The sequence below is a fragment of the Bacillus sp. 11B20 genome, assembly GCF_056098985.1.
Window position 1 is genome coordinate 181,370 of the sequence record NZ_JBLZWZ010000005.1, and the last position, 12,569, is coordinate 193,938.

Here is a 12,569-nt window from a genome sequence, read left to right on the forward strand (position 1 = left end):
CTGCAAAGGTTTTCTATCATGCTGAAAAAGAGCAGATCCATGAGATCTGCTCTTTTTTTTGCTACAGATATTTCGCATAGCGTTTTTCTAAAAAGTCCTGAAGCAATGAGACGACACTGCAAATGCCCCAGTAAATGAGTGCGACCAAAATATACATGGTCATATAATCAAATTCTCGTCCGCCTACAATTTTTGCTTGCTGGAAGAGCTCTGGTACAGTAATCATCGCTGCCAGTGAGGAAGCTTTGATTAAATCAAGCATGACATTGGTCAATGGCGGCAAGGCGATGCGGACGGATTGAGGCAAAATGACACCGCGCATCGTTTGCCAATAGCTGAGACCTAATGATTTAGCGGCTTCCACCTGTCCACTTGGAACAGAGGAGAGGGCCGCCCGATTAATTTCTGCAATATAGGCAGCACTATTGAAGCTGAACCCAATAATGGCGGCAGTGACTGCTGTAAACTCAATGCCGATATAAGGGAACCCAAAATAAAGAATAAACAAAATCACCAGAATGGGCACGCCTCGCATGAATGAGATATACAGCCGTGCAGGCAGCTTAAGAACCCATGAATTCGCCATCCTGGCAAGAGCGATAAAAAAACCAAGAATGGTACCAAAAAACATGCTCACAAAGGAAATGAGCAGCGTCAGCCAGATGCCTTTCATGACAAACGGAAATGACGCCTTTGCCAGTGCAGGATTAAATATATATTCTAAATGAATATCTCCCACGATTGCGGCTCCTTATTTGGAAATGTCGACATCTTCGACATCAGCATCAATTTTCTTTGAGACGTCTGCATGATTAAAGAATTTCTCAGAAATCTTTTTCATTGTTCCGTCTTTTTTCATGTCGCTTAATACACGATTCAATTCTTTTTGAAGCTCTTTGTTGTCCTTCTTCATGACAAATCCTTGTTCATTCGGCATGTATTTCAAGTCAGGGTGAATCGTAATATTTAATTTAGGAAATGCAGCAAGAGCCAGTGTCTGCAAGTAATAATCATTTAAAATGACATCTGTTCGGCCGTTTGCAACATCCTTTAAGTATTGCTCGTTTGTCGCATTATCATAAATGACTTCCTTTGCACCGTACTTACGAGCGACATCCATGTAAATCGTCGTGGCAGCACCTGCTGCTTTCTTTCCTTTTAAATCTTTTAAAGTTTTAATGCCTGATAAATCATCTTTCCGTACGATAGCCGTTCCGTAGGAATATTTATAAGGGGTTGAAAAGGCAAACTTGTCTTTTCTGTCATCTGTGATGTCGATATCATTTGCAGCGGCATCCACTTGACCAGAATTAATGGCGCTCAGCATCCCGTCATAACCCATTTCTTTAAATTCTACTTTCACATCAAGACGTTTAAACGCTTCTTTGACAACTTCTACTTCATAGCCAGTTAATCGATCCTTGCCATTAGAAGTATCATGATAAGAAGTTGGATAAAGGGTGCCTGAAGTTGCAACCACGATTTTTCCTTTCTTTTTAATCTCATCCCACTTTGTGTCTCCAGATTGAGATGAGCCTGATTGACTGCAAGCAGACATGATAAGGATGCAAGCAGATACAACAAGCATGATCCATATAGATTTTTTATGATAAAAACGACTCATTTAAGAATCCTCCTCTATTTTTTATACAAAACAAAACATAGCACGCTTTTTCTGATAGGACAACGTTTTCAGAAGAAAAGTGAAAAAGTAAGAATATTATAAGCAATTAGCGTGTTAAAATAATGTATAAAAAAGGAAAATGAGCGCAAAATAAAGGCGAATAAAGGAGGGAACAACAATGATGAAAAAAATAAGTGGTTTGATCATCTTGTCGATGATGCTGTTATTTGGTTTTCAGATAGAAACGGCTCATGGAGAAACACCTCAAATGGAAAAGCGCCCGGTGACACACCAAGTGAAATTAACAGCAGAACAACAAAAACAAATTGAAATCCTTGAGCAGCAAATTCTTTCTAAACGAAAAGCAGTCATTGAGAAATATGTACAGTATGGCGTGTTAACAAAGGAACAAGGCACACACATCACGAAACGAATGGATGAGCATTACAATCATTTGAAAAAGAACGGATTTGTTCCATTGCTGAAAAAACCACAGCACCATCGCCCATAATAATGATAAAACCGGCAGCGAGGTGCCGGTTTTTTATTGTGATCAGAAGGTGAGACTTTCCCCATCTTGAGGGACAAAAATGGCTTGATCTGCATGATGCTCTTGAATGTAAGCTTCCAAAGCAGCTCTTGTTAACAAGCAATGATTCACAGCTTCAAGATGACAGGCGACAATTTGAGCTTTTGGCTGAGAACGGTGAATGTCTAAAATTTCTTCCTTAGTCATGGTAATCGGATCGCCTTCTAAAAATTGAGCAGCTCCGCTATTGACCACAATGACGTCTGGCTTGCATGTATTCACAACCTCTTTCGGTTCATCACACCAAATGGTATCACCTGCAATATAAAGGGTAGGTTCATCAGGGTGAGAGAAAACAAAACCGCTCACCTGCCCCATTCGCTTCGCCGTTTCTCCCGTCCCATGCTGTCCACCTGTACGTTTAATATGAACGCCGCAAATGTCCATTTCATCTTCAATGCATGTGACATGCTGAAATCCAGCTTCTTCAACTTCTTTTCGATCCTTCTCCGATTGAGTATAAATTGGCCCATCTTGAGCTAATTTCCTTTTGGCCTCGTCGTCAAAGTGGTCCACATGTAAATGAGAGAGTAAGACAGCATCTGGGTGTAACAGACTGTCTAAATCTATATTTACAGGAAGCTCCACAATAGGGTTGTTCAAATGTTGATTGGCTGTATGAGGGAACGGTGGATATGTTCCTTTTGCTGCCAAAAAGGGATCGATTAAAAAAGTTGAATGACCATAGTGAAGGTATAAAGTAGCATTGCGAATGAGTGTAATTTTCATAAAAAGGCCTCCTTTTTTTCTGATTAAGTTTACAGTATATTAAAAGAGTTCTATGTGACAGAGGATCATGAAAGTCTTTTATCGGAAGGGCTTGATTTTTGAAAGAGGTGAGCCAATGCTAGACCAAACAGATATGAATATTTTAAAAGAACTATCAAAGAATAGCCGATTAACGATGAAAGCTCTAGGTGAAAAAGTTCATTTAACCGGCCAAGCTGTTGCAAATCGGGTGTTAAAGCTAGAAGAAGAAGGCGTGATCGAAGCATATACCATTTCAATTGATTGGCAGACGCAAAAGACGATTCAAACATTTTTGCAGCTCTATACCCGGAGTCATCATCATGAACCACTTCTGTCGTTTCTTTATGAAAAGGAAGAAATCAAGAATTTGTTCAAAATAAGTGGTGAGGGCTGTTATATGGCTGAAGGACATTTCTCGAGTCATGATGAGCTTGATCAGTTTTTAACGGAGCTGACAAATTACGCAAATTACAAACTGTCTATTGCGGTTAAACGTCTCATTCATCAATAATCGAAGAGACGCAGGAGGAAAAGGAACGATGCAAAAATTAATCGAAAATCAAGCTGAACCGATGACAAAGGAAACAATCAAAGCAGACTTGGAACAACTTGGTGTGAAAAAGGGCATGATTTTATGTGTTCACTCATCTTTATCATCCATCGGCTGGGTAAACGGAGGCGCTGTAGCCGTCATACAAGCATTGATGGAAACCTTAACAGAAGAGGGGACACTCATTATGCCGGCACAAACGTTAGAGCTTTCTGATCCTGCCGATTGGATTGATCCGCCTGTTCCTTATTCATGGTGGAAATCGATCAAAGAAACAATGCCTGCATTTGATCCAGCTTACACGACGCCAACAGCAATGGGAAAGGTAGCGGAAACATTTTGGAAATACCCAGGCGTGGCGAGAAGCAACCATCCCCATTTTTCATTCACAGCCTGGGGGAAAAGAAAACATGAAATTCTGAAACACCATGCACTTTCCTTTGGATTAGGAGAGCATTCGCCTCTTGGTCGCATGTATGATCTTCATGCTCAAGTGCTGCTGCTTGGTACAACATTTGAAAGCATGACAGCTTTTCATCTAGCTGAATACCGAATCCCCCAGCAGGACCTCATGACAAGAGGAGCCCCTATTTTAGAAAATGGGTGGAGAGTATGGAAAGAGTACCAAGATATCATCACAAGAGAAGAACTATTTGAACAGATTGGCCGTGATTTTCTGCAATCAGGAGGCCTCCATCAGCACAATCAAATCGGACTTGCCAGTTCATATTTATTGCCAGTGAGAGAATCGGTAGACTATGCGGAAAAGTGGCTTGATTTATACGATCAGTCGTAATCTACACTGTTTGGAAATTTACATAATAAACATCTTGATCAGGCTGCTGTGAGGTATAGCAGGTAAGCTGATAGTCTCCTTTTGGAATGGGGAAAGACAGTACATGAGCCATGACGCTTGTGATATAAACTTGATCCCTTGTATGCGTAAAGGGCACTGTTATAGCTCTATCAATAGAGACTTGGGGCTCATCGCTATTTAATGTCACAATAATAGACGCCTTTCCATTATTGATTCCTTCAAAGGAAACTCCTTGATCTCCAGTTGCGAATCCTTGAAGAATGTCCTCATCTGTCCAATCAATGATAGGTGGTGTTTCGCTTCCGGTGTATACCGTGATTTGGTGGTAGGAGATAGATAGAGAATAGGTTTGATTTAAGAGATTCATATAAAAAACTCCTTTATTCATGGATTTTCGTTGAAACGTAAATGGTTGAAAGAGTCATTCTTGAGGAGAAAGTTAGGCAGCAAGACGATTGCAGCCGTCTTGCGCTATTTGTTGTGGGATCTAGATGTGAAATTGCGAGACCATTGCTTTTAAATCTCCTGCTAAATGGGCAAGTGCTTCTGATGAAGCTGTTACTTCTTCCATTGCAGCAAATTGTTCTTCTGTTAAACCTGCTACTTGCTGTGAATGTTCACTCGTTCGTTTAACGCCTTCTGTAATAGACGCAAAAGACTGTTTCGCATCGTTAGTATAAGCTGCGATTTTTTGTGATGCACTCGATAAATGCTTAATGCCATCTGCCATTTCTCTCATGGACTGCTGGATATCATGAAAAGATTCTTCTGTATGAGAGATAAGGACAGCCCCTTGAGCTGCTTCTTCTCTTACTTGTTTGATGGCATTCGTCGAATGAGTCATCTCTTTTTGTATTTCAGAAATGAGATGGGAAATCATGTTTGATGATGCTTGAGATTCTTCAGCGAGCTTTCTCACTTCGTCTGCGACAACAGCAAACCCTTTTCCATGCTCACCTGCCCGTGCTGCTTCAATTGCTGCATTAAGAGCTAGCAGGTTTGTCTGGCTGGCGATATCTGTAATGACTTTGGAAATATGATCAATTTCAGTTGAACGTGTTTCCAATGCTTGAATTGCTGTACCGTTTTCTTCAATTGATTTTGCAATAGATGTCATTTGTGAATGAACTTCACCGATATTGTGTACACCTTTTTGGGCAATTTCTTGTGCGAAGTGACTTCTTGAAGCCATTTGTCCGGCATTTTCAGTGATGTTTGCCAGCTCGTTTGATACTTGAATCATCATGTGCTCACTAGCTGTCATTTGAGCGGACTGTTCTTCTGAAGATTGTGCCACTTCTTGGATCGTGTGGGTGATTTTTTCTGATGCTGCACTCGTTTCTTCTGCGCTAGCTGACAGCTGTTCAGAGGATGTGGCCACTAATTCAGACGTGTTCATGACATTTAGAATCGTTTGATTTAGTTTTTCACGCATCTTATTGAAATGTCCAGCCAGATCAGACAATTCATCACCGGCAGTATCCGTCACATTGATGGTTAAATGACCTTCGCCTGCACTCTTAATGGCAGAAGCCAAATGCTTGAGACGTACCTGAATCCGCTTAGTGAAAATAGAAATAATGATGACTGAAACGATCAGACTTAACAAAAGGACGATGACAAATTGTATATAGAATGACTGAAGCATTTGTGAAATCATGCTTTGATTAGCGCCAGTATAAAAAATACCAATTGTTTCGCCTGCTTCATTTTTGATTGGCATATAAGCCGTTTGATAGTCTTTCCCAGCAACATTTGCTGTCCCGTAATAATTTTCTCCTTTATCTAAAACAGTGGTCTTCACTTCAGGAGAGACTTCAGTACCTACAGCTCGTTTCCCGTTTAACATGACATTCGTAGCAACACGGGTATTTCCTTGAAAAATCGTGATGGTATCACCGGTATATTCGGCTAATTGGTCAACCAATGCATCATGATCATTGATTTGCGTATTTCCTTTGAATAGCTTGTCCTCTTTAATCTGCCACGAGCCTGCCACTTTTTCATTTAGGTAGGCGTAGCCTAGCTTTAAATCACCTTTTGCTTTTTCAGTTGCCATTTGCTTGATGTTTTCTGTCATTTCGCGATTTACCACATAACCAACAACCGCAGAAAAGATGATGAGGACACTTAAAAAGATCAGCAAAATTTTGGCGCCTAGCCTCAGTTTTCCCTTTTTCTTCATGCTTTTTGACTCCTTTAGGTATAAGGTAGGATATCCCTCCTTAAGGATTATCGGCATGAAAAAAGTGTTTAAAATACCTGCAAGCAGTCATGTGAAAATTTTTTTAATATAGAAAAGGGAAAGGCGGCTAATCGATGATAAATTGAATTCTTGTGCCGTCTGGATCATCCGATAATTGATGACTTACCCACGAGCCTGCGCCTCTATTATCAGAAGGGCGTACATATTTGACAGAAGCTCCACTGCCTCCTTCTTTGCACATCGCCATTGGCCATTCGTCCCGATCATACCCGCGCTTTGTTGGAATGCCATGTAGTGATCGATCTCTCTGCTCATCACTATGTTTACGGTCAATTGTACAAATGGACGAATGACCTTCATCAATGGCTTCTTCTATGTGCTTGGCTGTTTCTGGATAGCGGTCTGATGGAAAATGAATGGTTTTGTCATAAGATGAATTCGCTGTCTCTTGTTTCCCTTGCTCTAGCTGGATATAGCCTGTTGCTACACCAATGACAATCAATAAAAGCAAGAGAATCATTTTAAGAAGTTTCATAGATGCTGGCTCTCTTTCTTGTTTGCGTATTTTGTAAACAGAAGTATAGCAGAATTACTTACCAATTTCTCCTGGTTTTGAAAAAACGTCTTTTAAAATTCAAAAAACAGTTTTTACCTGATTTCTTGCTTTTCATTTTTGTAGAAATTCATAAAAATTTTAATTTTGTGGGTCAGAAAACGAATATGCTCATCCAAAATGGCTTTATCACTGCTTTTTTGGCTAATTTCAAGAATTTAACACACAGAAATTTCAAAAAAATAAAATTGACTAGACCGATCTGCTTTAATAATATGGAGTCAAATATCAAAAAATGTCGTAATTTATCAAAATATGATTCTAATTACATTGTAGGAGGGAAGTACAAATGGCGGATGTCTCATACCGGCTCGGAATAGACATAGGCGGAACATTTACTGATTTATCGCTGATAAATGAAGCAACAGGGGAGCTGACTGAACTCAAAACGCCTACAGTGACTGATGACCCAGCCCAAGGAATTATCAATGGGTTAAATCTTCTGAAAAAAAGAGGTGTTGATTTATCCAACATCCAATACCTCGTTCACGGAATGACAATCGGTCTGAATACATTATTACAGCGAAAAGGAGCAGATTTAGCCCTTTTTGTGACAGAAGGATTTCAAGATATATTGTCACTTCAACGTTTACGACTACCCGTTCCTTATGACTTCAATTCTCGTTTGCCAGAACCATTGATACCACGGAAGCATGTATATCCAATCTCTGAAAGGTTGATACACGATGGTACGATCAAAAAACCTCTCCATCTGCAGCAATTAGATGATGCGGTCCAGCATGTTATATCTAAAAAGCTAGCAGGTATCGTCATTTCATTTTTACATAGTTATCAAAACCCAGTTCATGAATTACAGGCAAAAGCCTATATCAATCATCATTATCCACAGTTAGAAGTCCTTACCTCATCTGAATTATGGCCTCAAATGAGGGAATACGAGCGTACAGTGATGTCTGTTGTTAATTTGTACATTCAGCCAAAGGTGAAACAGTATTTGCAAACATTGAAAAGCCGTTTGAAGGAAGAAGGTGTACCAATTTCTCCATACATTACACAATCAAATGGTGGTTTAATGGATGCAGAAAGTGCGGCAACCTCGCCTGTTAAGACTCTCTTTTCTGGTCCGGCAGCTGGTGTCATCGGTGCGGCGAGAATTGCAGCATCAGCGAGTGAACCCAATCTGATCACTTTTGATGTTGGGGGGACGAGTGCAGATATCTCAATCATTCAAAATGGACAGCCTACAATGGCTCAATCCAATCAGCTTTCAGGCTTCCCAATCATTCTTCCATCTGTTGCGATGTATTCAATAGGAGCAGGAGGAGGTTCGGTAGCATGGATTGATCAGGGCGGACTTCTCAAAGCGGGGCCGGAATCAGTTGGCTCAAACCCGGGACCAGCTTCGTATGGAAAGGGAGAAAAAGCAGCTTTAACTGATGCGTTTCTCATATGCGGTTATCTCAATCAAGAACGTTTTGCCGGAGGACATTTACATTTACAACTGTCTGCGGCGAAAAAGGCCTTTCAGCCAATTGCTGATCAGCTCAACAAAACGCTTGAAGAGGCGGCTGACCAGCTCATTCAAGTAGCCGTAGCCAATATGTACACAGAATTAAGCAATGTGATGGAGCAGCAAGGATTTGACCCTAGAGATTTTAGTTTGCTGGCGTTTGGCGGAGCAGGACCGGTTGTGGCGAATTTCCTTGCAAGAGAAATTCATGCGAAAAATGTAGTTGTTCCTCCAAGTCCTGGTACATTATGTGCGTTAGGTGCTTTAACAGCTGATTTTATCCATGATGCGGTGCTGTCGAAGAAAATATGTTTACAAGACTATTCGATCAACCAACTAAAACAAGATTATGAGAAGCTGTCACGAAAAGCGACTGATTGGGTCAGCCAGCAGAACATTCAGCATATCAATCAGACATCCATTCTCTTATTAGCAGACGCACGATATCAAGGGCAGGCATTTGAGATTGAATTGCCATTATCGATTGATTGGTTAAAGCAAGAACAAGACATCCACCAACTTTTTGAAGCCTTTCACAAATTGCATCAGCGTCAATATGGTCATAGGGATGATCAGGCAAAAATCGAGTTTACTCATTTACGCGTTCGAGTCATAGGTGAGACGCCTCCGCTGCCTTTTTCACCTGTTCAAGAAAGCATGGGACAGTCTTTGAAACCAAATGAATATAGACGAATTTTTATAGAAGAAAAAGAATACGAAGCATCGGTTTATAATCGGGATACGCTGTCAGTAGGTTCTATTGTAAATGGGCCTGCCGTGATTGAGCAGGATGATACGACAACATTAATTTTGCCAAACTGGACAGGCAGTATTGATCCATCAGGTAACTTAGTGATTTCAAAGGAGGCGGCTTTACATGAGAACTGACCCAGCAAAGCTTGAGATGATGCGCAGTTATTTTAATGCGATTGCATCAGGTATGGGGCATGTCATTGAACGGACGTCGTTTACGACCTTCGTCAAAGAATCTGCTGACTTTGCGACAGCACTAGCCACACCTTCTGGAGATTTCTTTGTTTATCCGAAGACAGTGGGTGTGACGATCTTTTTAGGGCTGAGTCTAAAAAAAGCAATTGAAGAAAGCGGACAGATGCAGCCAGGAGACATTATCATCACTAATGATCCTTATACGACAGATGGTTTGGCGACTCACCTGCCAGATGTCCATATCATTAAGCCGATTTTTGTAGATGGTGAAATCGTAAGCTATGCTTGGTCTTTTGTTCATGTCAGTGATGTGGGTGGCCTTGTGCCTTCGAGTATTTCACCGACAGCAACGGATGTTCATCAAGAAGGATTAAGAATTCCGCCAGTAAAAATTTATGAAGGTGGGAAAGAGAATCAGGTCGTACGTACTTTTTTGAGAGCTAACAGCCGCGCTAGTCATCTAAACGATGGTGATATCAATGCGATGATTGCTGCAGTGAATACAGCAGATATTCGGTTAAAAGAAATGATTGAGAAATTTGGAAAAAACGAAGTGAAACAAGGAATGATAGACTTGCTGAAGCAAGCCGAGGATCGTGCTGGAAAGGTCATTGAAGCTATACCGGATGGAACGAGTGAATTTGCTGATTATTTAGATGATGATATGATTTCAGACGTCCCTATTCGGTTGAAAATCAAGCTAACGATCAAAGGCAAACGGCTGACGCTCGATTTTTCTGAGTGTGACCCGCAAGTAAAAACAGCCTTTAACCTTGTTACCAATGGTCAGAAGCATTCCTTTCTTTATCAAGGGTTGATTAATTACATCATTAGTAAGGATCCTTTTATACCGATTAATGGTGGAATAACGTATCCAATCGATGTGATCTCTCCTAAAGGAACGCTGGTGCATCCAGAATATCCAGCCTCTGTCGGGATTCGTCATTCGATTACGATGAGGCTGTACAATGTCGTGCTAGGTGCGATTGGTAAGCTGCTGCCTGAAGCAGTACCGGCAGCAGGTGCAGGTCAATCTGCCATTGTGGTTCTCTCTGTACCTGATGATCAAACGGGTGGCAGGAAAATGTCCGTTGTCGAACCATTAGGCGGAGGCGGCGGTGCTCAAAATGGTACTGATGGAGTTGACGGTATTGATCATTCGTCAGGCTTTTTGAAGAATACCCCAATTGAGAGTTTGGAACAGCATATTGATATTCATGTTCACCGATATGAGCTTCTGCCGAATACAGGTGGAGCTGGTGAAAATCGAGGCGGACATGCGATTGGTTTGGAATTTGAAATGATGAAGCCTGAATCGATGGTGACAGCACGAGGAATGGAACGGATGAAGTTTCAGCCTTGGGGTTTAATGGGCGGCCGAGCAGGAGCGGTTGGTGAGGTCAAGCTGATCACAGCTAATGGTGAGAAACAAGACCAGCCCAAAATAGATGTTCTGCGACTTGAAAAAGGCGATATCGTTCAATTGATTTCACCAAGTGGAGGCGGCTGGGGGAATCCATTTGCCAGAAAGAAAGAAAAAGTCCTTCAGGAAGTGGAAGCTGGTCTATTAAGTGAAGAAAGAGCGCTGCAGCAATATGGTGTTCAAGTGTATTTAGAGCAAAATGAATGGAAGATTGATGAGGAGCAGACGAGCAAGGTGCGTGAAAAGGCTGGTGATCCTGCAGCTACTGATGTGTGGGATTTCGGAGAACAAAGAGCAGCTTATGAGAAAGTATGGACGGACGAAGCCAGCAGTGAGCTAGCCGTTCAGCTGCGTTCCTATCCGGCTAATGAACGTACGCACTATAAACATGCAGTTCATCAATATTTCAGTCATAGAAATGAGCCGTTAACAAAGGAAGATATTACTCAAGCACTTCGTCAAATGAATGGACAAAAAGGGGGAAATGAATCATGAAAAGAAGATTAATCGCTATTGTTGCAGGTATCCTATCCATCGTTGTACTGCTGACCGCTTGTGGTGGAAATGGAAAGGATCAAGGCAAACAGCAGCAGACTGTGATTGTTGGCGTATATGGAGGCGATTGGGAAAAGAATATCAAACCAATCCTTGAAAAGTTTGAAAAAGATACGGGAATTAAAGTGCAGACCGTCTCTGGAGCGGATTCTGAATGGTTTACAAAATTAAAAGCGTCAAATGGGAAAAATCCACCATATGACTTACTAATCTTACAGCCTGACACGATTCAAAGAGGTATTGCAGCAAACGTTCTTGCGCCTATCGATGAAGATCAAGCGCCGAACGTCAAAAAGCTTTACCGTTCTGTCCAAAAGAAGCTTACTGTGAATGGAAAACAATATGCAGCAGGCTTTAGTATGGGGCAGCTTGGAATTGCTTATAGAAAAGATCTCGTCAAGCAGGAACCAAACAGCTGGACAGACCTATGGAGCAGTCAGTTGAAAGGGAAGGTAGCCATTTCATCTCCGACTTATTCAGCTGGTTTGCAATTTTTCTCTGCACTTGTTCATGCACAAGGGGGGACAGAATCAAATCCTAAGGATATTGATAAAGCATTTAAAAGTCTCGCGCAATTAAAAGGTCATGTCGCTGCTTTTCCGGATAACCCAGGATCGATTCAAACCTTGTTAGAACGTGGGGATGTCGCAGCTGTTCCCTATTGGGACGGGCGAGTATTTGCACTTGAAGAAGAAGGAATGGATATTGGTTTCTCATATCCGAAAGAAGGCGCTGTTGCAGCTGTAGCGAGCTGGGCTTTAACGAAAGGAAGTCAGCACGAAGAAGCGGCATACAAACTATTAAACTACTTGAGTGGAAAAGAAGCTCAGGAGGCTTTCTCGGAAAAATCTTATTATGGCATGTCGAATTCTGATGTGAAGTACAATGACAAGATTAAGGGGAAAGTGAAAGTTGGAGAAAATTATTACAGCAAGCTGACTTGGGTAGATTATGAAACAGCAACCTCTGAGCTGGGCAATTGGACAAATCGATGGAACGAAGTATTAGGCGGAGGAAAATAGG

General features: G+C 41.4%; 12 protein-coding genes. 6 read left to right on the forward strand and 6 right to left on the reverse strand.

The window, feature by feature from the left end:
* Positions 1-61 precede the first annotated feature (61 nt).
* Both ACN6NB_RS01735 and ACN6NB_RS01740 read right to left on the reverse strand, forming a co-directional pair.
* Positions 62-739 carry an amino acid ABC transporter permease gene (locus tag ACN6NB_RS01735; RefSeq protein ID WP_064498644.1) on the reverse strand — a complete coding sequence of 226 codons (678 nt, stop codon included), beginning with the start codon at positions 737-739 and terminating at the stop codon, positions 62-64.
* Positions 740-751: 12 nt separating this feature from the next.
* Positions 752-1,624, reverse strand: coding sequence for a transporter substrate-binding domain-containing protein (locus tag ACN6NB_RS01740; RefSeq protein ID WP_039176396.1), 873 nt, complete (start codon positions 1,622-1,624; stop codon positions 752-754).
* 181 nt (positions 1,625-1,805) lie between these two features.
* Between ACN6NB_RS01740 and ACN6NB_RS01745 the strand changes: the two genes are divergently transcribed.
* Positions 1,806-2,135: a YckD family protein gene (locus ACN6NB_RS01745; protein WP_039182972.1), complete on the forward strand. Its 330-nt coding sequence runs from the start codon at positions 1,806-1,808 to the stop codon at positions 2,133-2,135.
* Positions 2,136-2,177: 42 nt separating this feature from the next.
* Here ACN6NB_RS01745 and ACN6NB_RS01750 read toward each other — a convergent pair whose 3' ends face one another.
* Positions 2,178-2,942, reverse strand: a complete 765-nt coding sequence (locus tag ACN6NB_RS01750) for an MBL fold metallo-hydrolase (RefSeq protein WP_058837296.1) — start codon at positions 2,940-2,942, stop codon at positions 2,178-2,180.
* A 115-nt stretch (positions 2,943-3,057) separates the two neighbouring features.
* Here ACN6NB_RS01750 and ACN6NB_RS01755 point away from each other — a divergent pair, with 115 nt between their 5' ends.
* Positions 3,058-3,474 (forward strand): Lrp/AsnC family transcriptional regulator, encoded by a 417-nt coding sequence (locus tag ACN6NB_RS01755; RefSeq protein ID WP_039176401.1) that lies wholly within the window; start codon positions 3,058-3,060, stop codon positions 3,472-3,474.
* Between the two features lie 28 nt (positions 3,475-3,502).
* Positions 3,503-4,309, forward strand: a complete 807-nt coding sequence (locus tag ACN6NB_RS01760; protein WP_064498645.1) for an AAC(3) family N-acetyltransferase — start codon at positions 3,503-3,505, stop codon at positions 4,307-4,309.
* A gap of 1 nt (position 4,310) precedes the next feature.
* On the opposite strand, the gene ACN6NB_RS01765 is transcribed toward ACN6NB_RS01760, so the two are convergent.
* From ACN6NB_RS01765 to ACN6NB_RS01775, 3 genes are all read right to left on the reverse strand, one after another.
* Entirely contained in the window at positions 4,311-4,697 is a 387-nt protein-coding gene (locus tag ACN6NB_RS01765; RefSeq protein WP_064498646.1) for a competence protein ComJ, read from the reverse strand.
* Positions 4,698-4,817: 120 nt separating this feature from the next.
* Positions 4,818-6,515 carry a methyl-accepting chemotaxis protein gene (locus tag ACN6NB_RS01770; RefSeq protein WP_059374404.1) on the reverse strand — a complete coding sequence of 566 codons (1,698 nt, stop codon included), beginning with the start codon at positions 6,513-6,515 and terminating at the stop codon, positions 4,818-4,820.
* 127 nt (positions 6,516-6,642) lie between these two features.
* Positions 6,643-7,071, reverse strand: a complete 429-nt coding sequence (locus tag ACN6NB_RS01775; RefSeq protein WP_039176411.1) for a NucA/NucB deoxyribonuclease domain-containing protein — start codon at positions 7,069-7,071, stop codon at positions 6,643-6,645.
* Between the two features lie 367 nt (positions 7,072-7,438).
* Here ACN6NB_RS01775 and ACN6NB_RS01780 point away from each other — a divergent pair, with 367 nt between their 5' ends.
* Genes ACN6NB_RS01780 through ACN6NB_RS01790 form a run of 3 tightly spaced genes read left to right on the forward strand, consistent with a single transcriptional unit; the run spans position 7,439 to position 12,568 of the window.
* Entirely contained in the window at positions 7,439-9,508 is a 2,070-nt protein-coding gene (locus tag ACN6NB_RS01780; protein WP_327842392.1) for a hydantoinase/oxoprolinase family protein, read from the forward strand.
* The gene (locus ACN6NB_RS01785; protein ID WP_058837301.1) at positions 9,498-11,486 is read left to right on the forward strand and encodes a hydantoinase B/oxoprolinase family protein; all 1,989 of its coding nucleotides are present in this window, start codon (positions 9,498-9,500) and stop codon (positions 11,484-11,486) included. The genes ACN6NB_RS01780 and ACN6NB_RS01785 overlap by 11 nt, the downstream gene beginning before the upstream one ends.
* Positions 11,483-12,568 carry an ABC transporter substrate-binding protein gene (locus ACN6NB_RS01790; RefSeq protein WP_058837302.1) on the forward strand — a complete coding sequence of 362 codons (1,086 nt, stop codon included), beginning with the start codon at positions 11,483-11,485 and terminating at the stop codon, positions 12,566-12,568. The genes ACN6NB_RS01785 and ACN6NB_RS01790 overlap by 4 nt, the downstream gene beginning before the upstream one ends.
* Position 12,569: the final 1 nt, after the last annotated feature.

Bases quoted from the DNA above. Each gene is read 5' to 3' on its own strand.
- ACN6NB_RS01760 (WP_064498645.1), top strand. From the start codon at position 3,503: ATGCAAAAATTAATCGAAAATCAAGCTGAACCGATGACAAAGGAAACA.
- ACN6NB_RS01770 (WP_059374404.1), bottom strand. From the start codon at position 6,515: ATGAAGAAAAAGGGAAAACTGAGGCTAGGCGCCAAAATTTTGCTGATC.
- ACN6NB_RS01755 (WP_039176401.1), top strand. From the start codon at position 3,058: ATGCTAGACCAAACAGATATGAATATTTTAAAAGAACTATCAAAGAAT.
- ACN6NB_RS01775 (WP_039176411.1), bottom strand. From the start codon at position 7,071: ATGAAACTTCTTAAAATGATTCTCTTGCTTTTATTGATTGTCATTGGT.
- ACN6NB_RS01790 (WP_058837302.1), top strand. From the start codon at position 11,483: ATGAAAAGAAGATTAATCGCTATTGTTGCAGGTATCCTATCCATCGTT.
- ACN6NB_RS01765 (WP_064498646.1), bottom strand. From the start codon at position 4,697: ATGAATCTCTTAAATCAAACCTATTCTCTATCTATCTCCTACCACCAA.
- ACN6NB_RS01745 (WP_039182972.1), top strand. From the start codon at position 1,806: ATGAAAAAAATAAGTGGTTTGATCATCTTGTCGATGATGCTGTTATTT.
- ACN6NB_RS01750 (WP_058837296.1), bottom strand. From the start codon at position 2,942: ATGAAAATTACACTCATTCGCAATGCTACTTTATACCTTCACTATGGT.
- ACN6NB_RS01780 (WP_327842392.1), top strand. From the start codon at position 7,439: ATGGCGGATGTCTCATACCGGCTCGGAATAGACATAGGCGGAACATTT.
- ACN6NB_RS01740 (WP_039176396.1), bottom strand. From the start codon at position 1,624: ATGAGTCGTTTTTATCATAAAAAATCTATATGGATCATGCTTGTTGTA.
- ACN6NB_RS01785 (WP_058837301.1), top strand. From the start codon at position 9,498: ATGAGAACTGACCCAGCAAAGCTTGAGATGATGCGCAGTTATTTTAAT.